The sequence below is a fragment of the Citrobacter sp. L55 genome (assembly GCF_002850715.1).
In the GTDB taxonomy this organism is placed as follows: Bacteria; Pseudomonadota; Gammaproteobacteria; order Enterobacterales; family Enterobacteriaceae; genus Citrobacter; species Citrobacter braakii.
Genome location: NZ_KZ559403.1, coordinates 171,691 through 195,075, shown reverse-complemented (window position 1 = coordinate 195,075; position 23,385 = coordinate 171,691). Strand labels below are relative to the sequence as shown.

At 52.4% G+C, this 23,385-nt stretch carries 18 protein-coding genes; 10 read left to right on the top strand and 8 right to left on the bottom strand.

Features of this window, described 5'->3' with window-relative positions; all coding sequences use genetic code 11:
- The first annotated feature begins 222 nt into the window (after positions 1-222).
- From hmsP to B9P82_RS12715, 3 genes are all read left to right on the top strand, one after another.
- Complete coding sequence (hmsP, locus tag B9P82_RS12735) at positions 223-2,229, top strand: biofilm formation regulator HmsP (protein ID WP_032931922.1); 2,007 nt, start codon at positions 223-225, stop codon at positions 2,227-2,229.
- Positions 2,230-2,386: 157 nt separating this feature from the next.
- Positions 2,387-3,673: a C4-dicarboxylate transporter DctC gene (dctA, locus tag B9P82_RS12725; protein ID WP_003023301.1), complete on the top strand. Its 1,287-nt coding sequence runs from the start codon at positions 2,387-2,389 to the stop codon at positions 3,671-3,673.
- A 222-nt stretch (positions 3,674-3,895) separates the two neighbouring features.
- Positions 3,896-5,389: a M16 family metallopeptidase gene (locus B9P82_RS12715; RefSeq protein WP_101700423.1), complete on the top strand. Its 1,494-nt coding sequence runs from the start codon at positions 3,896-3,898 to the stop codon at positions 5,387-5,389.
- Positions 5,390-5,453: 64 nt separating this feature from the next.
- On the opposite strand, the gene B9P82_RS12710 is transcribed toward B9P82_RS12715, so the two are convergent.
- On the bottom strand, positions 5,454-6,383 hold the full coding sequence (locus B9P82_RS12710; protein WP_101700422.1) for a 2-dehydro-3-deoxygluconokinase: 930 nt from the start codon (positions 6,381-6,383) through the stop codon (positions 5,454-5,456).
- Positions 6,384-6,613: 230 nt separating this feature from the next.
- On the opposite strand from B9P82_RS12710, the gene pdeH reads away from it, so the two are divergent.
- Together pdeH and B9P82_RS12700 are read left to right on the top strand one after the other, a co-directional pair.
- Positions 6,614-7,381 carry a cyclic-guanylate-specific phosphodiesterase gene (gene pdeH, locus B9P82_RS12705; protein ID WP_016157708.1) on the top strand — a complete coding sequence of 256 codons (768 nt, stop codon included), beginning with the start codon at positions 6,614-6,616 and terminating at the stop codon, positions 7,379-7,381.
- Positions 7,382-7,457: 76 nt separating this feature from the next.
- Positions 7,458-9,518 (top strand): AsmA family protein, encoded by a 2,061-nt coding sequence (locus B9P82_RS12700; protein WP_019078089.1) that lies wholly within the window; start codon positions 7,458-7,460, stop codon positions 9,516-9,518.
- A gap of 93 nt (positions 9,519-9,611) precedes the next feature.
- On the opposite strand, the gene B9P82_RS12695 is transcribed toward B9P82_RS12700, so the two are convergent.
- The 3 genes from B9P82_RS12695 to B9P82_RS12685 all read right to left on the bottom strand — a co-directional run bounded on the left by B9P82_RS12695 (position 9,612) and on the right by B9P82_RS12685 (position 13,204).
- Positions 9,612-10,934: an MFS transporter gene (locus tag B9P82_RS12695; RefSeq protein ID WP_003023312.1), complete on the bottom strand. Its 1,323-nt coding sequence runs from the start codon at positions 10,932-10,934 to the stop codon at positions 9,612-9,614.
- 294 nt (positions 10,935-11,228) lie between these two features.
- Positions 11,229-12,257 carry an inner membrane protein YhjD gene (gene yhjD, locus B9P82_RS12690; RefSeq protein ID WP_019078090.1) on the bottom strand — a complete coding sequence of 343 codons (1,029 nt, stop codon included), beginning with the start codon at positions 12,255-12,257 and terminating at the stop codon, positions 11,229-11,231.
- A 47-nt stretch (positions 12,258-12,304) separates the two neighbouring features.
- Positions 12,305-13,204: a LysR family transcriptional regulator gene (locus tag B9P82_RS12685; protein ID WP_047358198.1), complete on the bottom strand. Its 900-nt coding sequence runs from the start codon at positions 13,202-13,204 to the stop codon at positions 12,305-12,307.
- 119 nt (positions 13,205-13,323) lie between these two features.
- On the opposite strand from B9P82_RS12685, the gene B9P82_RS12680 reads away from it, so the two are divergent.
- Both B9P82_RS12680 and B9P82_RS12675 read left to right on the top strand, forming a co-directional pair.
- On the top strand, positions 13,324-14,082 hold the full coding sequence (locus B9P82_RS12680; protein WP_016157705.1) for an SDR family NAD(P)-dependent oxidoreductase: 759 nt from the start codon (positions 13,324-13,326) through the stop codon (positions 14,080-14,082).
- Between the two features lie 548 nt (positions 14,083-14,630).
- A complete protein-coding gene (locus B9P82_RS12675) occupies positions 14,631-15,233 on the top strand; it encodes a helix-turn-helix transcriptional regulator (RefSeq protein ID WP_016154889.1) in 603 nt (200 codons plus the stop codon).
- An 18-nt stretch (positions 15,234-15,251) separates the two neighbouring features.
- Here the strand turns inward: B9P82_RS12675 and B9P82_RS12670 are convergent, their stop codons facing one another.
- Both B9P82_RS12670 and B9P82_RS12665 read right to left on the bottom strand, forming a co-directional pair.
- Positions 15,252-15,602, bottom strand: a complete 351-nt coding sequence (locus B9P82_RS12670) for a glycoside hydrolase family protein (protein WP_016154888.1) — start codon at positions 15,600-15,602, stop codon at positions 15,252-15,254.
- Between the two features lie 71 nt (positions 15,603-15,673).
- Entirely contained in the window at positions 15,674-16,228 is a 555-nt protein-coding gene (locus tag B9P82_RS12665; protein WP_101700421.1) for a GNAT family N-acetyltransferase, read from the bottom strand.
- A gap of 167 nt (positions 16,229-16,395) precedes the next feature.
- Here B9P82_RS12665 and B9P82_RS12660 point away from each other — a divergent pair, with 167 nt between their 5' ends.
- Complete coding sequence (locus B9P82_RS12660) at positions 16,396-17,985, top strand: STY4199 family HEPN domain-containing protein (RefSeq protein ID WP_016154886.1); 1,590 nt, start codon at positions 16,396-16,398, stop codon at positions 17,983-17,985.
- A gap of 27 nt (positions 17,986-18,012) precedes the next feature.
- Here the strand turns inward: B9P82_RS12660 and B9P82_RS12655 are convergent, their stop codons facing one another.
- On the bottom strand, positions 18,013-19,662 hold the full coding sequence (locus tag B9P82_RS12655) for an alpha,alpha-trehalase (RefSeq protein WP_029139724.1): 1,650 nt from the start codon (positions 19,660-19,662) through the stop codon (positions 18,013-18,015).
- A 425-nt stretch (positions 19,663-20,087) separates the two neighbouring features.
- Between B9P82_RS12655 and B9P82_RS12650 the strand changes: the two genes are divergently transcribed.
- Both B9P82_RS12650 and dinQ read left to right on the top strand, forming a co-directional pair.
- The gene (locus B9P82_RS12650) at positions 20,088-21,482 is read left to right on the top strand and encodes a cytochrome-c peroxidase (RefSeq protein ID WP_016154884.1); all 1,395 of its coding nucleotides are present in this window, start codon (positions 20,088-20,090) and stop codon (positions 21,480-21,482) included.
- Between the two features lie 381 nt (positions 21,483-21,863).
- Complete coding sequence (dinQ, locus tag B9P82_RS12640; RefSeq protein ID WP_003837776.1) at positions 21,864-21,947, top strand: damage-inducible type I toxin DinQ; 84 nt, start codon at positions 21,864-21,866, stop codon at positions 21,945-21,947.
- Between the two features lie 66 nt (positions 21,948-22,013).
- Here the strand turns inward: dinQ and gorA are convergent, their stop codons facing one another.
- Positions 22,014-23,366 (bottom strand): glutathione-disulfide reductase, encoded by a 1,353-nt coding sequence (gene gorA, locus B9P82_RS12635; RefSeq protein ID WP_046274489.1) that lies wholly within the window; start codon positions 23,364-23,366, stop codon positions 22,014-22,016.
- Positions 23,367-23,385: the final 19 nt, after the last annotated feature.

The following is a 23,385-nucleotide window of genomic DNA, read 5'->3' as shown; positions in this document are numbered from 1 at the left end:
CCTTGCGGGCGTCTGTCTGCCGTGATGGCAACATGCGCCCGAACCAGGCCGCAGGGGGTAACTTTGCGGCCTTTTTCGGCTTAAATGCAGATAAATCTCGTCGCCAGGTGCCTATCCTGTCGGGATAATGCATGCTGGGAAGTTTTCAGATACCGCCTCTCTTAATACCGCTACGATCGGGTATACTCTGACGGCAGTTTCGTCTATCCGTGGAGAGTCAGTTTGCGTGTCAGTCGCTCGTTAACAATTAAGCAGATGGCAATGGTTGCGGCCGTTGTCATGGTGTTTGTGTTTATTTTTTGCACCGTTTTGTTGTTCCATCTGGTCCAGCAGAATCGCTACAACACGGCTACGCAACTGGAAAGTATCGCTCGCTCCGTCCGTGAGCCTCTGTCGGGCACGATCCTGAAAGGGGATATTCCCGAAGCAGAAGCTATTTTAAGAAGTATTCGACCAGCAGGCGTGGTCAGCCGCGCCGATGTGGTGCTTCCCAATCAGTTTCAGGCGCTGCGGATGAGCTTTATTCCTGAACGCCCGGTTCCGGTTACGGTGACTCGCCTGTTTGAACTTCCGGTACAAATTTCGCTGCCGGTCTATTCTCTTGAGCGTTCAGCGAATCCGCAACCGCTGGCGTATCTGGTGCTGCAGGCGGATTCGTACCGTATGTACAAGTTCGTGATGAGTACGCTCTCAACGTTAGTGACCATTTACTTACTTCTCTCGTTAATACTCACGGTAGCCATCTCATGGTGTATTAACAGATTGATTTTGCATCCATTACGTAAAATAGCGCGTGAGCTGAACGACATTCCCCAGCAGGATCTGATTGGCTATCAGCTGGCATTGCCGCGTCTGCATCAGGACGACGAGATTGGCCTGCTGGTGCGTAGCTATAACCTCAATCAGCAACTGATTCAGCGCCGCAGTGAAGAGCAAAGCGACCATTCAATGCGATTCCCGGTTTCTGAGCTGCCCAACAAGTCGTTTCTGATGGCGCTGCTGGAGCAGGTTGTGAACCGCCAGCAGACAACGGCGTTGATGATTGTCACCTGCGAAACCCTGCGTGATACCGCGGGTGTGTTATCCGAGACCCAGCGGGAAATCCTGCTGCTTACGCTGGTTGAAAAGCTGAAGTCAGTATTGGCCCCCAGAATGGTGCTTACCCAGGTGAGCGGCTATGACTTTGCCATCATCGCACATGGTGTAAAAGAACCCTGGCACGCTATTACGCTAGGTCAGCAAGTACTCACTATCGTTAACGAGCGATTACCGATTCAGGGCATTCAACTCCGTCCAACCTGCAACATTGGGGTGGCGATGTTTAATGGCGATTTGACCGCAGAACAGCTTTACCACCGCGCACTCTCAGCCGTGTTAACGTCGCGTCACAAGGGTAAAAACCGGATTCAGTTCTTTGACCCGTTGCAGATGGAAGAGGCGCAACAGCGTTTGACGGAAGAGAACGATATTCTTACCGCGCTGGATAACCATCAGTTTGCGCTCTGGATGCAGCCGCAGGTGGAGATGTCCAGCGGTAAGGTATTGAGCGCAGAAGCATTATTGCGAATGCAGCAGCCAGACGGAAGCTGGGAGCTGCCAGAAGGGTTAATCGACAGGATTGAGTCCTGTGGCCTGATGGTGACGGTCGGTTACTGGGTGCTGGAGGAGACATGCCGCCAGCTGTCAGCCTGGCAGGAACGCGGCCTGATGTTGCCGCTCTCGGTGAACCTGTCTGCGCTGCAGCTGATGCACCCGAGTATGGTGTCGGATCTGCTGGAATTGCTAAACCGCTATCGCATCAAGCCTGGGACGTTGATTCTGGAAGTGACCGAAAGCCGGCATATTGATGATCCTAACGCCGCTGTGGCTATTTTACGCCCGCTGCGCAACGCGGGCGTGCGTATCGCGCTGGACGATTTTGGTATGGGGTATGCGGGTCTGCGACAACTGCAGCACATGAAGTCGCTCCCGGTGGATGTACTCAAAATCGATAAGATGTTTGTCGATGGCGTCCCTGAAGATTGCAGCATGATCTCCGCCATCATTCAGTTGGCGCATAGCCTCAATTTGCAGATGATCGCTGAGGGCGTCGAAACCGAAGCGCAACGCGAATGGTTATCACAAGCGGGGGTAGAAGTGGCACAAGGGTTCCTGTTTGCCCGGCCGGTTCCGGCGAATATCTTCGAAGAACGTTATCTGACGCCGAAAAACGCTGATTACAAAAGTTAAAAAAGGTCTCGCTTGTGCGAGCCAGCTCAAAATTTTTAACATTTCTGTATCAATTATGATCCAGGCGCATTTCTGTCATGTTGTGTGGGTGTTACTTTAAGGCCGCAGGTTAAACAAAACCTTACAAGACCTGTGGTTTTTACTTTAAGGACACCCTATGAAAACCTCTATATTCAAAAGCCTTTACTTTCAGGTCCTGACAGCAATTGCCATAGGTATCCTCCTTGGCCATTACTACCCTGAATTAGGCGCCCAAATGAAGCCACTTGGTGATGCTTTCGTGAAGCTCATCAAAATGGTCATCGCACCTGTCATCTTCTGTACTGTCGTGACCGGCATTGCAGGCATGGAAAGTATGAAAGCCGTAGGCCGCACCGGTGCGGTTGCACTGCTTTATTTTGAAATTGTCAGTACGATTGCGCTGATCATCGGCCTTATCATCGTCAACGTGGTGCAACCCGGTGCCGGTATGAACGTCGATCCGGCGACGCTGGATGCCAAAGCGGTTGCGATTTACGCCGAACAGGCAAAAGACCAGGGGATCGTAGGCTTCCTGATGGATATTATCCCGGGTAGCGTCATTGGCGCGTTCGCCAGTGGCAACATCCTGCAGGTATTGCTGTTTGCGGTTATGTTTGGTTTTGCGCTGCATCGTTTAGGTAGCAAAGGCCAGATGATTTTCAACGTGATTGAAAGCTTCTCGCAGGTTATTTTTGGCATCATCAACATGATCATGCGCCTGGCGCCGATCGGTGCTTTCGGTGCCATGGCCTTTACCATCGGTAAATATGGCGTCGGGACGCTGGTGCAGTTGGGTCAGTTGATCATCTGTTTCTACATCACCTGTATTCTGTTTGTGGTTGTGGTGTTGGGCTCGATTGCGCGCGCAACCGGCTTCAGCATTTTCAAATTCATCCGCTATATCCGTGAAGAACTGCTGATCGTTCTGGGCACCTCTTCTTCCGAGTCCGCGCTGCCGCGTATGCTCGATAAGATGGAAAAACTGGGCTGTCGCAAGTCGGTTGTCGGGTTGGTTATACCCACGGGCTACTCGTTTAACCTCGATGGGACATCAATCTATCTGACGATGGCGGCGGTGTTTATCGCTCAGGCCACCAACAGCCATATGGATATCTTCCATCAGATAACCCTGCTGGTGGTGCTCCTGCTCTCTTCAAAAGGTGCTGCGGGTGTGACCGGGAGTGGCTTCATTGTTCTGGCCGCGACTATCTCCGCTGTGGGCCATTTGCCGGTTGCTGGCCTGGCGCTGATTCTCGGTATTGACCGCTTTATGTCTGAAGCCCGTGCGCTGACTAACCTGGTCGGTAACGGTGTGGCAACTGTTGTAGTAGCGAAATGGGTGAAAGAACTGGACCATAAAAAGCTGGATGATGTGCTGAATAATCGTGCGCCGGATGGCAAAACGCACGAAATATCCTCTTAATCTCTCCACTTATGCCCGTAGTCCCTTCCAGGACTGCGGGCGTTTGCGCATAATTAACCCCTGTGCCTGAAACCGCCGATTCGGCGGCGTCGGGATTTTTTCACTTCCTCCGTGACATTTTTATGTTCTTGCGGTCTAACACGAAGTGTTTTTAACGTCATATTCAGAGAGCCCTCTCGCGGGCTGTCTTTTTATTTCCAGGATAGTTGATCAGGGGTTCACATGCAGGGCACAAAAATTCGACTTTTAGCGGGCGGCTTGCTGATGATGGCCACTGCCGGCTATGTGCAGGCAGATGCGCTCCAGCCTGACCCGGCGTGGCAACAGGGCACGCTGGCAAATGGGTTACAGTGGCAAGTTTTAGCCACTCCCCAGCGCCCCAGCGACCGTATTGAGGTTCGCCTGCTGGTCAATACCGGTTCACTCACCGAAAGTACACAACAGAGTGGTTTCAGCCATGCGATCCCGCGTATCGCGCTGACGCAAAGCGGTGGCCTCGATGCTACGCAAGCCCGTTCTCTGTGGCAGCAGGGGTTCGATCCCAGTCGTCCCATGCCGCCCGTTATCGTTTCCTATGATTCCACGCTATATAACCTCAGTCTGCCTAACAGCCGCAACGATCTGCTGAAAGAGTCACTTTCTTATCTGGCGAATATTTCCGGTAATCTGAGCATCTCCCCTGAATCGGTCAATCATGCGCTGAGTAGCGAAGATATGGTTGCAACCTGGCCGTCAGATACCAAAGAGGGATGGTGGCGCTATCGTCTGAAGGGATCGACGCTGCTGGGTCACGATCCTGCCGATCCGCTGAAAACGCCTGTTGATGCGACGAAAATCCAGTCCTTCTACCAGAAATGGTATACCCCGGATGCGATGACGCTGATTATCGTCGGTAACGTAGATGCGCGCAGCGTGGCTGATCAAATCAATAAAACCTTCGGCGAATTAAAAGGTAAACGCGAAACGCCTGCGCCGGTACCCACGCTCTCTCCGCTGCGTGCAGAGGCCGTAAGCATAATGACCGATGCGGTACGTCAGGATCGCCTGTCTATTATGTGGGATACGCCGTGGCAGCCGATCCGTGAATCTGCCGCGCTGTTACGTTACTGGCGCGCTGATTTAGCCCGTGAAGCGTTGTTCTGGCACATTCAGCAGGAGCTCACCAAAAACAATGCTAAAGACATTGGCCTTGGCTTTGACTGTCGGGTGCTGTTCCTGCGCGCGCAATGTGCCATTAACGTTGAATCACCGAACGGTAAGCTGAACGCGAACCTCAGCACGGTTGCGCGTGAGCTGGCCAAAGTGCGCGATAAGGGGCTGCCGGAAGAAGAATTTAATGCGCTGGTGGCGCAAAAGAATCTGGAACTGCAGAAGCTGTTTGCCACCTATGGTCGCACCGATACCGATATTTTGATCAGCCAGCGTTTGCGCTCGCTGCAAAACCAGGTCGTGGATATTGCGCCTGAACAGTATCAGCGTTTACGCCAAAGCTTCCTGAACAACCTGAGTGTTGAGATGCTGAATCAGGACCTGCGTCAGCAACTGTCGCAAGATATGGCGTTAATTCTGTTGCAGCCGAAGGGTGAACCTGAATTCAATATGAAGGATCTGCAGGCGACGTGGGATAGCATTATGGCGCCGGCTACCGCCGCGGCAACGTCGGTAGAAACGGATGAATCACATCCTGAAGTGACGGACATCCCGCCGGTGCAATAAGGGAATCGTGACCTGCAGGCCGGACGCGACGTTAACGTCTAATCCGGCCTGCCAGAACGCCAGATTACTGCGGCATGGCGTCGCGAGGAATAATCGCCCCGCGATGCTGAATAACGGTGCTTGCCGTCAGGTGCCCGCGTTTTGCGGCATCAGCGGCATCGCCACCGGTCAGACGTACCGCCAGATACCCGGCGCTGAAGGAGTCTCCCGCAGCGGTCGTATCGATAACCTTCTCTTTCGGTAGTTTTACGGCCGGAACGTCGATGAGTTCTTCGCCTGCGATGGAAACCAGGCAAGAGTCTGCACCGCGTTTCACAACCACTTCCTGTACGCCAGCCGCGTGAGTACGGGAAATCACCTCGGCAACCGGTTTTTCACCCCACAGCGCGTCTTCATCATCCAGCGTCAGAAACGCGATATCGGTGCATTCCAGCATTTGCTGATACACCTGCTGGGTCTCTTCTTTACTGCTCCACAGACGTGGGCGGTAGTTATTGTCAAAAATGACCTTTCCACCGTTGGCGCGGCATTCTTGCAGCAGCGACAGCAGCTTGTCACGACTTGCCGGGCTTAAAATAGCCAGGCTGATTCCGCTCAGATACAGATAGTCAAATGTCGCCAGTTCTTCGCAAATAGCGGCGGACTGTTCGCTCTCAAGCCAGAATTTTGCGGCGGCTTCATTACGCCAGTAATAGAAGGTGCGCTCGCCGGTGCTATCGGTTTCAATGTAATAGAGGCCCGGCAGGCGGTTTTCCATGCGTTGGGTTAATGAGGTATCCACATTTTCGCTCTGCCAGGATTCCAGCATTTGTTGGCTAAAACTGTCGGTACCCAGTGCAGTCACATAGTGTACGGAAAGTGCCGCAGCATCGACCTGACGGGCGATATAAACGGATGTATTCAACGTGTCGCCACCGAATCCGCGCTGAACGTCAGCGCCTTTCTGTGACAGCTCAATCATGCATTCGCCAATCACGGCAATCTTTCTGGACATAGTCGTAACCTGCTCTGAAAAAAATTAGCGTTAGTGTGCGCTGTGGGTGTTAAGTGGTCAACTATATTAAAACATCGTTCCATTATTTTTTTGAGCCAGCACGTGTTCTGCGTCGTTTTTTGCCGCTTAGTTTCTATTTTGCGTAGGGCTGAACGTAAAGTTCTTCGCCTGAGCGCCGATAACCTTTGACGAGTCCGGTCAGTCACACTCTTATTTACAGGACATCTCAGATGATAAAGCAGGTTACCCAGCAGCTAATTACGCTCGATGCGAGTATTGAAAACTTGCAGGAGAGACGCTATTGGCTGCAGTGCGAGCGTGCTTACACCTACCAGCCGATTTATCAGACCAACGGACGGCTGATGGCCGTTGAGCTGCTGACCGTCGTGAGCCATCCTGAAAACCCCTCCCAACGTATCGCGCCGGACCGCTATTTCGCCGAAGTGGCCGTACGACATCGTGTAGATGTGGTGAAAGAGCAGCTCGTACAGCTTGAACAAAAAGGGGCGTTTTTCAAAGCCCACGATCTGCTGGCATCCGTGAATGTCGACGGGCCAACGCTGATTGCAATGCGCCAGGATCCCGAAATCCTGAAAATCATCGAATGTCTGCCGTGGCTGCGCTTTGAACTGGTGGAGCATATCCGCTTGCCGAAAGGTTCGTCGTTCGCCTCAATGTGCGAGTTTGGCCCGCTCTGGCTGGATGATTTTGGTACCGGAATGGCAAACTTCTCGGCTCTGAGCGAAGTGAGTTACGACTATATCAAAGTGGCGCGGGATCTGTTTGTCATGCTGCGCCAGACGCCGGAGGGCCGCAATCTCTTTACGCTGCTGTTACAGCTGATGAACCGCTATTGCCGCGGTGTGATTGTCGAAGGCGTTGAAACGCTGGAAGAGTGGCGTGATGTGCAAAACTCACCGGCTTTCGCTGCGCAAGGCTATTTTCTCTCTCGTCCAGTGCCTCTGGATACCCTTGAAGACGTAATTCTGTCGCTTTGATAAGGATGTAGAGCGCCTCCTTTCCTCTGCTGGACTATCTTTAGGACAGGCAAGGAAGAAAGTAAGGAGGTTAAACATGACGAGAACAGGCAAAATAACCACTTCAGTAATAGGGGTTTTCTTGTTGTTGATCGTCGTACTCATCATCGTGATTGCGACATTTGACTGGAACCGGCTCAAACCGACCATCAACCAGAAAGTCTCTACAGAACTCAACCGTCCCTTCGCCATACGGGGTGACCTGGGCGTGGTTTGGGAACGCCAAAAACAGGAAACCGGCTGGCGTAGCTGGGTTCCGTGGCCGCATGTTCATGCTGAGGATATCATCCTCGGCAACCCGCCGGACATTCCTGACGTCACCATGGTGCATCTCCCGCGCGTTGAAGCCACGCTCGCCCCACTGGCATTGCTGACAAAAACCGTCTGGCTCCCGTGGATCAAGCTGGTAAAACCCGATGCGCGGCTTATCCGCCTGTCGGAGAAAAACAATAACTGGACCTTTAACCTGGCAGGGGATGAAAACCGCGATCCCAATGCGCCGCCATCAGCCTGGTCTTTCCGGCTGGATAACATTCTGTTCGACCAAGGTCGCATCGCCATTAACGATAAGGTGACGAAGTCAGAGATTGAGATCCTGGTCGATCCGCTGGGTAAGCCGTTGCCCTTTAGCGAAGTGACTGGCGCAAAAAGTAAAGAGAGCAACGCCCACATTGAGGACTACGTGTTTGGCCTGAAAGCGCAAGGCCGATATAACGGCGAACCGCTAAGCGGTAGCGGGAAGATAGGCGGAATGCTGGCACTGCGCGGTGAAGGAACTCCTTTCCCGATTCAGGCTGATTTCCGTTCGGGTAATACGCGTGTGGCGTTTATGGGTACGATAAACGATCCGATGAATATGGGCGGGGCGGATCTGCGGCTTAAATTCTCGGGAGATTCGCTAGGGGATTTGTACGATTTGACCGGCGTGCTGCTCCCGGATACGCCGCCGTTTGAAACCGACGGACATCTGGTCGCGAAAATTGACCCGGAAAAATCCTCTGTTTTTGATTACCGCGATTTTAATGGCCGAATTGGCGACAGCGATATTCACGGAACGCTGGCCTATACCACCGGTAAGCCGCGCCCAATGCTGAAAGGGGATGTTGAGTCACGCCAACTGAGGCTGGCTGATTTGGGGCCGCTGATCGGTGTGGATTCAGGCAAAGGGGCGGAGCGGGCTAAACAATCTGAACAGCGCAAAGGTGAGAAGAGCGTCCAGCCCGCGGACAAGGTCTTGCCGTATGACCGTTTTGAAACCGACAAATGGAACGTGATGGACGCTGACGTACGTTTCAAAGGACGGCGTATTGAGCACGGCAGTAGCCTGCCGATCAGCGATCTCTCCACCCATATCATCCTGAAAAATGCCGACCTGCGCCTGCAGCCGCTGAAATTTGGCCTCGCGGGAGGCAGCATTGTCTCCAGCATCCATCTGGAAGGGGATAAAAAGCCGATGCGGGGGCAGGCGGACATCCAGGCTCGCCGCCTGAAGTTAAAAGCGCTGATGCCGGATGTGGAGTTGATGCAGAAAACGCTCGGTGAAATGAACGGTGACGCCAGGTTTAGCGGGAGCGGAAACTCGGTAGCGGCGCTGCTTGGTAACAGCAATGGCAACCTGAAGCTGCTGATGAACGACGGTTTGATCAGCCGGAATCTGATGGAAATTGTTGGCTTGAATCTGGGCAACTATCTTGTTGGACAGATATTTGGTGATGACGAGGTGCGGGTGAACTGCGCGGCGGCGAATCTGGATATTGTTAACGGCGTAGCCCGCCCGCAGATTTTTGCCTTCGACACGGAAAACGCGGTCATTAATGTCACTGGTACGGCGAGTTTTGCGTCGGAGCAACTGGATTTAACCATCGATCCGGAGAGCAAAGGCATTCGTATTATTACCCTGCGTTCGCCGCTGTATGTTCGCGGCACCTTTAAGAATCCGCAGGCCGGTGTGAAGGCCGGGCCGCTGATTGCGCGCGGTGCGGTTGCTGCCGCGCTGGCAACGTTAGTGACGCCCGCGGCGGCCTTGCTGGCGCTGATTTCACCTTCTGAAGGAGACGCTAATCAATGCCGGACCATTTTGTCGCAAATGAAGAAGTGATTTTTGCCGTTGTCGGATGGCGCTAACGCTTCGCTTCTGCGGCCTACATTTCATGCTCAACGTAGGCCGCAGACGGTGCTTACAACCAAAGAATCACAATGATTGATGGCGGGTTTCGTGGGTTAACAGCAGCGCAATCAGCGTTAACGCCGCCATTGATGCCAGATACGTACCGACCGCCGCCAGGCCGTAATTCGCCTGCAGCCATGCGGCAATGTAAGGGGCAACGGAAGCACCAAGAATCGACGAAACGTTGTACGAGAACGACGCCCCCGTGTAGCGCACTTCGGTCGGGAACAGCTCCGGCAGTAGCGCGCCCATCGGACCAAATGTCAAACCCATCAGGCTCAAACCAAGCAACAGGAAGGCGAACACCAGCACCGGATTGCCAGAGCCGAGCAGCGGTTTAAAGGCAAACAGCGCAAACAGAATAATAAGCGTGGTGATGATGAGCATGCTCTTGCGACGACCAAACGCATCGGCCAGCAGGCCTGCCACCGGCACCATGACGCCAAAGCCAATAACCGCCATCATCAGCATCCACAACACTTCATTACGCGGTAGGCCAAGCCCTACAGGCGCCGCGGCGGTGCTGAACGTCATGGAATAGACGGTCATGATATAGAACAGCGTATAGGTCGCCAGCATGATGAACGTGCCGAGGATCGTCACGCGGACATGTTTTGTCAGCAGGGTACCCAGCGGGATTTTCACCTGTTTTTTCGCCGCAGCCACTTTGGCAAAGACCGGGGATTCATGCAGCGAAACGCGAACGTACAGACCGATAATCACCAGCACCGCAGAGAAGATGAACGGTACGCGCCAGCCCCAGCTCATAAACTGCTCGTCGGTCAGCAGCCAGGAGAGCAGCAGGAAAGTGCCGTTGGCGAAGAAGAAGCCGATAGGTGCGCCCAACTGCGGGAATGATCCGTACAGCGCGCGTTTACGCGGCGGTGCGTTTTCCGTCGCCAGTAACGCCGCGCCGCCCCATTCACCGCCCAGTCCTAAACCCTGACCAAAACGCGCCAGCGCCAGCAGCAGCGGGGCGAAAATACCGATAGTTTCATAGCCCGGCAGCAGGCCAATGACAACCGTCGAGATCCCCATAGTGAGCAGTGAGGCAACCAGCGTGACTTTACGCCCTACGCGATCGCCAAAATGCCCGAACACAGCAGAACCGATAGGCCGTGCCACAAAGGCGATGGCAAAGGTGGCGAGGGACTGCAGCGTTGCCGCGGTCGGATCCCCCTGCGGGAAGAAGATATGGGGGAACACGATCACCGCGGCGGTGGCGTAGATATAGAAGTCGAAGAACTCAATGGCAGTGCCAATGAGTGAGGCGACGACGACTTTATTGCGCGAGTTGACCGGGGTGTGTTCCTGTTCGTTGTCGAGCGTTGTGGCTGTTGCTTGCATAATATTTTCTTATTTTTGGTCGAACGAAAGGTCATATTACGCACAGCAAAAGAGACATTTCAATCTGTAACAAACCTTGCGATCGGTCAAAAATAGAGCAAAAAGGGGATAATTTTTAGGCTGGAGATTTCACTTCCATGAAATGCTTCACATAATTTAAAACTTGGATGATAAAACTGGTTTTTGGTTAAACAAAAGTTACGGACTGGATTTTAATTCTGATAATGCGCAGGATTTCGACGTAAGCATTGGGTTGGCCGGATAAGCGCAGCGTTATCCGGCAGTTAACAAAGATTAGCGGTGGGTTTTCCCCGGCATTCGCGGGTCGTCTTTGTATTCTGCTGTGGCAATCCAGGCAGCGCAAAACAGAGTCAGACGGGCGAAGAAGTAGAAGAACGCCATCAGTCCAAGTACGGAACCAAACGCCGCTCCTGACGGCGATTGCACCAGTGATGGCAGCGTGTACGTCATGATCATTTTGATGACTTCAAACCCCAATGCTGCGATAAACGTGCCGCGAATGAGCGCTTTTTTGCGCGGTCGGTGACGCGGTAGCCGCCAGAAAATCCAGAAGAATAGCAAGTAGTTGGCGAAAATAGAGATGGTCAGGCCGATCAGCCGCCAGGCGGGCTTCAGCCATTCGATGCCGTCGAGATACAGCGCAGAGATAATCATCTGCTGGGCGGAACCGGCGATGGAGGTAATGGACAGCGTAACAATCAGCGCAATCAGCAAGCCAATCAATGAGACAAAATCACGCAGATATTTGACCCAAATTTTTTCCTGATCCTGTGGGGTCCGCTCCCAGACATCCCGCGACTGGGCACGAATAGCTTCGCGCAGGTTTCCCATCCAGTTAATTCCGGAATAGAGCGCGATGGCAAGACCCACCAGACCGACGGTGGTGCGTTGCTGAACGGCGGTATTGATGGTGTTTTTCAGCGTGGAGGCGAGCGTCGGATCGCTGACGTTGAGCAGGATTTTGCTGAAGATATCCTGCAACAGCGTAGGGTGCGAAGCGAGAATAAAACCCGCGGCGGCAAACGACACCATCAGGATAGGGATCATCGACAGAAACGAGAAGTAGGTAATGGCGGCGCCAAACTGATTTCCCATACGATCGTTAAATCTCTCCGCGGCGCGAATCAGATGGGCAATCATGGGCTGGCGTTGAATTTTATCGGCGAAGGTCAGGGCGGTTTTCAGCGCCTGGTTGGTCTTACCGTTGGTTTCTGTATTTTTACGCTCCAGGGGCTCAATTTTTGGGATTGGTGCGTGCTCAAGTTCCTGAATGGGGCGTTTAATCTCTTTTTCCTGCGTCATCAGGGCAGTAATCCTTGTTCTGTTCATTCTCAGGACAGTATAGCTTGTCAGTCCACATAGTCTTTCATCACGCCGGTCAGCCATTCCATAAACAGATGTACGCGGCGGGAGAGGTTACGGCGATGCGGATAGAGCAATGAAACCGGTAATGGTTCGGCGCGATATTGCGGCAATACTTCAATCAGCGTACCGGCGCGCAGGGCATCACGCACGCCCACGCGCGGTACCTGAATAATGCCCAGACCGGCAAGACATGCCGCATGATACGTTTCGGTACTGTTCACCGTCAGCATGCCGCCGGTTTTAACCCATTTAGCACCGTTGTCTGTCGCCACTTCAAAGCCTTGCGCACGCGTTCCCAAATTGACTGAGTAGTGCACCACCGCATGCGAGGCTAAATCCTCCAGGCTTTCCGGATAACCAAAGCGGGCGAGGTATTGCGGGCTGGCGCAGTTAATCTGCGTGAGTTTCCCCAGCGGGCGCGCAATCAGCCCTGAATCTTTCAGCGTCCCCACGCGTACCACACAGTCGAAGCCTTCGCGGATCAAGTCCACCAGGCGGTCGCTGCTGCTAAGTTCGAGCTCAAGCCCCGGATACTGATGCAAGAAGCCCGGTAAGCGGGGCATCACCAGATTTCTCGCCACACCAACCGGCATATCGACGCGCAGCTTGCCGCTGATGCTGGCCGGGTCATGATGGAATAGCCCATCCAGTTCATCGAGATTGCTCAACAAATCTTTCGCTCGTTCGTAATAGATCATGCCGTCTTGCGTGAGCTGAACGCGGCGGGTTGTGCGGTGCAACAACTGTGTGCCCAGATGATTTTCCAGGGCCTGGATTTGACGCGATACGCTACCTTTAGGAAGTCCGAGGGTGTCTGCCGCGCGCGAAAAGCTCTCCAGTTCTGCGACGCGGATGAACAACTGCATTGCGTGAATTTTATCCATTCTCATGCCCTATTGTTGTTCTAAATGAAACAGTAATGCGCAGTTAGCGGTATTTATTGTTTTTCTACCACCTAATAAGCTTTGTCTCAATCTTCACAACACCTGAAATGAGGTTTCTTATGACGCAACGTATCGCATTGGTGACCGGCGGCGGCCGTGGACTCGGTAAAAACGCGGCGCTAAAGCTGGCGAGTAAAGGCATTGGTGTCATCCTGACGTGGAACAGCAATGAAAAAGAAGCGCAGCAGGTTGTGGATGAAATTCGCCAATCTGGCGGTAAAGCTGCAGCATTACCGTTGAACGTCGGAAATATTTCCACTTTCCCTCAGTTTGTCAAACAGGTGCAGGAAACCCTACAAACGCACTGGCAAAGCGACACCTTTGATTATTTATTGAACAATGCCGGAGTTGGCATTAACGCGCCTTATCCGGCGTTCACTGAAGCGCAATTTGACCAGCTTTTGGACATCCATTTTAAAGGACCTTTTTTCCTGACACAGAACTTGCTGGCGTTGATCAACAACGGCGGACGCATTCTTAATGTCTCGACCGGATTGTCGCGCTTTGCGCTACCGGGTTACAGCGCTTACGCTGCCATGAAAGGGGCGATGGAGGTGTTAACCCGTTACCAGGCGAAGGAGCTGGGAGAGCGCGGCATTACGGCGAATATTATTGCGCCTGGGGCAATCGAGACGGATTTTAGCGGCGGAAACGTGCGGGATAATGCGCAATTGAATGCCTACATTGCATCGCAGACGGCGCTGGGGCGTGTTGGGTTACCGGACGATATTGGCGACGCCATTGCTGCGTTGCTCAGCGATGAGCTGGCCTGGATGACGGCACAGCGTATCGAAGTCTCTGGCGGGATGTTCCTCTAATCGACTGCCTCTTACTTAGCCTTTTGAGCAATCGAAAACTGGCGCGCCATCAGAAATCAAAATATAGCTGGTGGCGTTTGCCGGTATTATTTGGAATCTGATACTGCGATCAGCGGTGCTGAAAGAGAGGGGGGATAAACGTTCTGAAGAGTTCATTCTTCTTCGGGAGTGGATTTGTTGCATCAGAAACTATGATCACCTTCCCATTCTCATGTCCGTATGATCATTTAATGCGATATTTTGTTTTGTAACATATTTGTCTGTTATCGTGAGTTCCTTATTTTTAGCTAAGAATATAAACTTTGGATTATTAATATTAGCAATCCAGTTTTGAACATCAAATATTAAGGATTTTCTGAACATTTGACCCCGATTTTGATCCTTTGTGTGATTCTTTGGTTTCAGCTGTAACTATTTATAACGTCTGCTTCTTTCTTCTCCGTCTATCGGTAAAATGGCCTCCGCCAAATGGTGACTTCATATTTTGCCCTTCGGATAATACCCTTCCGCGTGTTAAGGCTAATATCTTATTCAGACGGAGATAAATAATGCAGTTAATAATGTTTGACAGGCAGTCAATATTTATTCATGGAATGAATGTAATTTTGCAAGAGCGTATTCCAGGAGTGAATGTTCAGGGTGTCAGTCAGGCAGATGATCTTTGGCGGACGCTGGAAGACAATCCTGATGCACTGGTAATGCTGGATGGAGATTTTGACGCTGAGTTCTGCCGTAGCTTGCTGCAACAGATAGCAGAGCGCTTTGCGAAGGTAAAAGTGCTGGTAACCGCAACGGACTGCCGTAAAAAATGGCTACAGGAAGTCACACAATTAAACGTGCTGGCCATTGTTCCGCGCGATTCTGATGCGGAAACCTTCACGCTGGCACTCAATAGCGTCGCGATAGGTATGATGTTTATCCCCAGAGATTGCATCACAGCGACCGAATGTGGCGGGCAAAATATCAGATTGCTCAGCGCGCGTCAGCGGGAGATTCTGACGATGCTGGCCGCCGGAGAATCTAATAAACAAATTGGTCGATTATTAAATATCAGCACTGGAACGGTAAAAGCCCATCTTGAATCGCTGTATCAGCGCCTGGAGGTAAAAAACCGTACGCAGGCGGCAATGATGCTAAACGACACCCTATAATGGGAAAATATTTCACAGTCAGACTGTTTCTGGCTGTGAAATAGCCCCCGGCCAGAATTCAGCAGTGCAAAACCGGCTAATCCCCACGCTGAGCATCCATGCAATTAACGCTTCCTGTTGAAACCGATCTTGTATTTGCGGCATTTCCTTATGGATGAATGCCTCGCAGATATTTATATCCGCGAGCAGCAATGTTTCGGCTTGCATCAGCATAATTGGCGCATCAAAGGATTCATCTGCGGTGATTTCGTGCCCGTAGCCAATGACCCAGATCCCCTTTTTGTCCTGATACTTTTCCAGCGACAGGCCCTGCCATTGCTTAATAAATGCGATACAGGCGGGCGTGAAATGCGTCGAATGCAGCGGCATAATAATCTCTGTACAAAGAGACCTATTTTAAGAAACACACCCCGTTACGCCAGCCGCCATCCAGCCATTTTTTACAGCAAAACGCCTGATGGCGCGGGCGGCTGATATTCCTGTTTTAACAGGCCGAAAATCCAGTCATCATGCCAGGTTTGATGTAGCCAGTAGCTTTCTCGCAGCGTGCCTTCGAGAATGAACCCGACCTTTTCCAGTAGACGCCGTGAGGCATCGTTTCCTGCGGTGACGCAGGCCGTCAGTCGGCGTAGTCCTCCGGCGGTAAACGCATAATCGCAAACGGCATGCAGGGATTCAGCGCCATAACCTTTGCCCTGCGCCTCGGGAGTGAGCAGAAAGCCGACCTCGGCACATTCATTTCTATCCTGAATATATCCGGTTACCCCAAGCGGTACGCCCGATGCCTTATCGCACAGGACCAGGCACAGCCAGTGTGGACTGCCGGGAGACCATTCAGGCAAGCGGGAGTCAAAGACTGTCCGTATCTCCTCTTCGGTACGCGAGTCAGCGACAAAGCGCATCACATCTGCGTTCTGCTGTAGCGTTAAGAAAAACGCCCAATCGTCATGTGTGAGCGGGCGGCAGATCAAACGCGAGGTTTTCAGTACAGGCACAGGCTTATCTCCAGAATAATTTTCAATGATTGTGTGGAAGTCACTGTAAAACATATTTATTTGCTATATGAATGTGTTTTAGTCTGTGGCGGCACAGCGCTGCATTTAAAAAAGATAACTACACACCATTGTGAGGCCGCACTTTTTGGGTCCTTTTAGGGAAGATAATGACCAATAGCGCGTTACAGGCGACATGTACACCATTCGAACATTGTTTGGGGATAATCCGGCAGGCCTCGGTAGAAATTTTACTGATGCTTGGCGTGCGCGTCGCAGAGGGTAAAGATCCACGCTGGTTTCTCGAGCAGCTTGACCAGGCGCGATTGAATCTGGGAGGTTGGGGTGTTGTCGCCAGGCGGTTGCAGATGAATGACGCGCAATTGAGTCAGTTCACGTTGCGGCTACGCCATCTTCAGCAGAGCGTGCCGCAATATGAAAATGGCCAGGACGTCAGTGAAAACCAGCTGATTTCTGCGCTGCGCTTTGTCGCTTCTCTGGAACAGTTGCGCCAGCAACAGCCCCTCCTGAAGTATCCAACCGAGATTGAACGTGCAGAGCCGGATGCGCAGATGCGGGCGCAGCGTCAGCTTCGCGCAATAGAATTAACCCTCAAATCGCTGATTGCGCGGGTATGGCCGGATCAACATCCGCTCAACAGCTTCCTGAAACAGCACTTTGGCGGTGAACGTCTGCGTCGCTGGTTAAAGCTGGGGGAAAGTCGGGATGCGCTGGACGGCATGATGTTTAGCGAACTGGCGCTGATGGTTGTCGATAAGAAGTTATTCGTTCGGCATTTTAGCGAGATTTTTAACGATACCTCGGTGCTCATGTCGTTTGTTGAGCCACGTATCACGCTGAGGATGTTCCTGGATGACTGCCGCCTGGCCCGTAACTGCGTTATCGCGCAGCAGCCGCTAACCTCAGTACAACTGCTGTTGCTGGATTGCCAGTACCGACAGATTACTCACCCTGTGCAGCGGGCATTTGAAGAACGGCGTACGCGCATTAATCCTGCGTCGTATCTGGCGTCCGATGAGGCGACGGTTCGCCAGTTTTGGGAAAACGCAAAGCAAAAAGACGAGCAGGCAGGGGGCGATAAACAGGAAATCGCAGACAGTATCGATCCGCCGGAGAAGCGGGCCAGGCGCACGGCGGAAGAACGTGAACAGCTGATTTCCGGCATGTTGTGGGTAGCGGTCGGTGTGATGGTGCTGGTGATTTCGCTGGGCGCGTTCTGGTTATTCACTTCGCCAGCGCCACAAGCGTCTTCCGGGCTATCCGTTGAAATCGTGCAGGAGGAGCCACGGCGTGATGCCCCTGGTGCGCGGGAGTCGGTGACCCGAATGGGCATCACCTGGGATGCCTTTAACATGCGCGCGGCTATCGAGCGCAACGACACCCGTGTGACGTCACTTTTCCTACAGGGCGGGATGGACTGGAAGCTGGCGTGGACGGAGCAGGCATTCTCGGCAGGCAATACCGAGGTGTTGAGGCTGCTGCTGCGTTACCCTTCGCAGATGAGTGAGAGTAAGCCATGTCGGCAGTTTATGACCACGGTCAGCCATGCGATGGCGAATGGGGCGTCACTCACATCGCTGCATAAAAGCTATCTGCAAAGTTTTTGTTCGGTGCCGGCGGTTGTCGCGCGTCAGCAGTATGACCTTGAACAGGCCGAGCTACGCGTTCGCGCGCAGCCAAGCCCAGAGAACAAGAAATGGCAGAAAATTCACGCCGAACTGTACGATGCGATTAACTGACCGTCTGATAATTCAGACCGTCAGCTGCTAGGGTTCGCCATACAGACCGATGAGTCGGCGCACCACGCCATTGGTCCAGCCAAAGCCGTCCTGCAACGGATATTCTCCGCCGCCGCCTTCGCGCGGCGCGGCGTCGGCGATGTGGTATTTTTCGATAAGCTTGTGGTGTTCCTGATAAAAGAGATTCACCGTTTTCAACCAGTTACGGGCGATTTCATCCCCTAGATGGTCGTCGCCGTAAAGTTTGAAACCTTGGATCGCCATCCACTGCAGCGGCGCCCAGCCGTTGGGTTTATCCCATTGCTCACCCGTTTCATGCTCCGTGGCTAAAATCCCTCCGGGGGTTAGCAGGCGACTGCGGACCGCATTGGCAAGTCGGTCGGCTTGTTCATGTGTTGCCATGCCGACATACAGCGGCACAATACTGGCGGCAGAGAACAGGGCCATTTGTTCGCGCCGCCAGTCGTAATCGCGATAGCAGCCGTTTTCATCGTCCCAAAGATAGCGATTCACCGCATCGCGGCGGTCATTGGCTTTCTGGCGAAACTGCGCTTCAGTGTCTTTGTCGCCTTTCAGTGCGGAAATATTGGCGATAGTGCTCTCCAGCTTGTAGAGGAACGCGTTCAGGTCAATAGGGATGAACTGAGTGGTGCGTATGCTGGCAAGACGGCCTGCATCGCGTAGCCAGCGCGAGGAGTAATCCCAGCCGGAGGCCGCGCCCGCGCGCAAATCCCGATACACTTCATTGGGTGGGCGACCCGAATGCTTGGCGGTCTCGACGTCTTCAAGCCACGACTCATCGCGCGGCGTATCACGATCGTCCCAATAGCGGTTGAGCAGGGAGCCGTCCGACATTCTGATCACGTGACGGTAGGCCTGGTTGAGTACCAGGGAATCTGCGCCATCCATCCAGAACGCGTACTCCATTTTTAGATGATCAAGGTAACGACGCGCGCCGCGTACGCCATCCTCTTCAAACAGTTCGACCATTAGCGCAAAGACCGGCGGCTGCGAGCGACTCAGGTAGTAAGTACGGTTACCGTTCGGGATATGACCATAGTTTTCAATCATCCAGGCAAAGTTATCCGCCATACATTTCAGCAGATCTTCGCGACCGCTCTCCGCCAGACCCAGCATGGTGAAGTAGGAATCCCAGTAGTAGGTTTCACTAAAACGCCCGCCGGGCACAATATATGACTGCGGTAACGCCAGCAGCGAGGACCAGGGAATGTGATCCTGTGGCTCGCGCGTCAGCACCGGCCACAGTTGATCGATATGCTCTTTCAGCGAATTTGCCGGGTCAGAAACATATTCACTGGAGGGCGTTTCCGGGAGCCAGAAGTGGTTCTCGACGAAGCGTCGCAGATCAAAGTCGCGGTGGCGTTTAACCTTGCGATAGCGGATCAAAATATCCAGCGGATCCATTTTCGGCGCACAGTCGGGGAAGGTTTTGCTATCGGCAAACAGTTTCGACGACTGAACGTGTTCGAACAGCTCGAGGTAACGATCGGCGGGAGTTAACGCATCTGAGGCGGGTAACCCTTCAATCATCTCCGGTTCAGGCTCCGCCTCAATCATTTCATCCAGCTTTAACTCGCACGGATCCATTTCATAAAGCAGATCGATGTCGATCGTCATTTCTTCAGAAGGGGCGTGGGGTAGTTTCTGGTTGAGCATAATGCGAAAGACCTCCGATGGACGTTGAAAGATTAAGGCTATTGCCCGTTCGTCAATTAAGCGTAGACATTCGCTTCGGTATCTGGTGAGTAAAGCGTGCGGTCGATCACATTTTAGTGCTGCGCAATATCCAAAAAATAAATCTATCCCAATGAAAATAATGAATAATTCCGAATTCTGCACAACCTGAGGATATTCCATTTTCAGAACATTCGATTGCAACGAGGTGTGAACACAACCTGGTAACGTTTAACTCTATAATAGGCACAGGCTATTCTATCGATAGTTCTCCTCCATGTAATTGCTTGATACTTATCAAAATAGTAATCCCCTCATTTCCTATGATGGTCAGGTCTGACAAAGACTGTCTATTAATTATTCTAATTTTCTGGGTCACAATAACTCACAACGGTGAGGGTAAAATAATGAAAATCATTACCCGTCTTACCGTGATTGCCATAGCTGGCGTCGCGATTTGTTATTTTGGATTATCCGGTTATGTGTGGTATCACGATAATCAACGGAGTAAACAGGCTGATGTTCAGGCCTCTACGCTGGAAGAAAATAATAAAGTACTAGGGTTCTTACGTGAAAAAGGATGCGATTATTGTCACACTCCTTCGGCTGAATTACCTTTCTATTCTTCTTTTCCCGTCGCTAAGCAGTTGATGAATTACGATATTCAACTGGGATACAAATCATTCAATCTGGAGGCCGTTCGTGCGGCGCTGGTCGCGGATAAACCCGTTTCGCAAAGCGATCTGAATAAAATTGAGTGGGTGATGCAGTACGACACCATGCCGCCGACGCGTTATACCGCATTGCACTGGGCTGGCAAAGTAAGCGATACGGAGCGAGCAGAGATCCTGGGCTGGATTGCGAAACAGCGTGAGCAGTACTACGCCAGTAACGATACTGCCACGCAGCATCGTAATGAACCTGTACAGCCGATACCGGAAAGCATTCCGACCGATGCCCGCAAAGTAGCGCTTGGTTTTACGCTTTACCATGACCCGCGTATTTCCGGCGACAGCACGATTTCTTGTGCGCACTGTCACGCCCTGAATGCGGGCGGCGTGGATGGCCGGAAAACGTCAATCGGTGTAGGCGGCGCGGTTGGCCCTATCAATGCGCCAACGGTATTTAACTCGGTCTTTAACGTTGAGCAATTCTGGGATGGCCGTGCGCCAACATTGCAGGCGCAGGCCGGTGGTCCACCGTTGAACCCTATCGAAATGGCGTCTAAATCCTGGGATGAAATTATCCAGAAACTGGACAAGGATCCGCAACTTAAGCAAGAGTTCATTGCCGTTTATCCGCAGGGATTCAGTGGGGATAATATTACCGATGCGATTGCTGAGTTTGAGAAAACGCTGATTACGCCAAATTCGCCGTTTGATAAATGGCTGCGTGGTGATGAAGCGGCCTTAACCGCTCAGCAAAAACATGGCTATCAGTTGTTTAAAGATAATAAGTGCGCGACCTGTCATGGCGGTATTATTTTAGGCGGACGTTCATTTGAGCCATTGGGTCTGAAAAAGGACTTTAATTTCGGCGAGGTCACTGCTGCAGATATTGGCCGCATGAACGTCACCAATGAATTACGTGACAAGCTGCGTCAGAAAGTCCCTGGATTGCGTAACGTTGCGCTGACTGCGCCCTATTTCCATCGCGGTGATGTGCCTACGCTCGACGGCGCGGTAAAACTGATGCTGCGTTATCAGGTGGGTAAAGAACTGCCGCAGGAAGATATCGACGATATCGTGGCATTCCTCGAAAGCCTTAATGGGGTATATACACCGTATATGCAGGGTAAATAATTTCTCTCTGGTCCAGATTCGGACGTAAAAAAACCGACTTCGCGTCGGTTTTTTTACGCTTCAGCCCGAGTTGGTGGTTCTGGCCGAAGTGAGAGTTCCATCATCTAACCCTTCAATCGTATTACCATACCGGTAGTATTGCAAGAATACGCTGGTTGTTTTGATTAAAACAACTGTATACTTATCCAGTTAGCTCTGAAGCATTTTCATTCCGGACGCGCGCTAAACGCTTTCTAAGTCCTGATCGGCTGTACGGGTGGTGCCGTTGGCCGATGCTCTGGCCGGAGTGAGAGTTCCATCATCTAACACTGGGACATGCGCCGTGACAGGCAATGGATGAGTAAGCGGATGCATTCTCACTCCCTCTGATGGAGAAAACGGGTGATTGATAAAGCAATCATCGTTCTGGGAGCGTTAATCGCGTTGCTGGAGCTGATCCGCTATCTGCTGCAACTGCTGAACTGATAGCGGAAACGTAACTAAGGGCAAAGAGCTAACCCCTCTTTGCCCTTTAACATTCATGAAGCGCGATTAACGCATGGTCACGAACTCTTCAGATGCCGTTGGGTGAATGGCAACGGTGTTATCAAAGTCTTTCTTGGTTGCGCCCATTTTCAGAGCGACCGCGAAGCCTTGCAGCATTTCATCCATCCCAAAACCAATGCCGTGAATACCGACAATCTTCTCTTCCGGGCCGACGCAAACCAGCTTCATGCGGCACGGCTGACGGTGGGTGGTGACAGCGGTATACATCGCGGTAAACGATGATTTATACACTTTCACCTGATCATCGCCGTGCTGTTCGCGAGCCTGCTGCTCGGTCAGGCCCACGGTACCAATAGGCGGATGGCTGAAGACCACGGTCGGGATGTTGCTGTAGTCCAGATGTTCGTCCGGCTTATTGTTAAACAGACGCTCGGACAGACGACGGCCCGCGGCAACGGCAACCGGCGTCAGCTCAACGGCCCCGGTGTTATCGCCGACGGCATAAATACCCGGCACGCTGGTGTTCTGGAATTTATCAACGACGATGTAGCCTTTTTCGTTGGTTTTCACGCCAGTAACCGCCAGGTTGAAGTTGTCGGTGGCAGGTTCACGACCGATCGCCCAAATCAGGCAATCTACCGTTTCGCTACGACCATCTTCCAGTTGCAGGGTCAGGCTACCATCAGCGTTTTTAACGACCGCTTTTGGAATCGCGTGAGTATGCAGAGTCGGGCCTTCGGCGTTCATCACCTCAACGAGCGTGTCGACGATCATCGGGTCGAAGCTGCGCAGCGGCGCGTGTTTACGAACGAACAGATGCGTTTGTGCGCCCAGACCGTTAATTACGCCCGCCAGTTCAACGGCGATGTAGCCTGCGCCAACAACGGCCACGCGTTTTGGCAGCGCGGGCAGCTCAAAGAAACCGTCGGAGTCGATACCGTATTCCACACCCGGAATGCTCGGATGGCTCGGGCGACCACCGGTAGCAATCAAAATATGATCGGCAGTAATGGTTTCACCGTTCACTTCAATGGTTTTGGCATCCACAAAGCGGGCAAAGCCTTTAATCACATCGACATTATTTTTGCCCAGCACGTTGTCGTACGAGGTATGAATGCGATCAATATAAGCGGTACGCGTGGCGATCAGTTTATCCCAATCGAACTTATTGATGGTGGTGTCGAAACCGTAATCCGGCCCGTACATGTGGATTGCTTCGCGGACCTGTGCGGCATGCCACATCACTTTTTTCGGTACGCAGCCAACGTTAACGCAGGTGCCCCCTAGCTCTTTGGCTTCAATCAGCGCGCATTTCTGGCCGTACATTGCTGCACGGTTAATGGAGGCAATACCGCCGCTGCCGCCGCCAATAGCGATGTAATCATAGTGCTTGGTCATGACCGCTCCTTCATGTTCA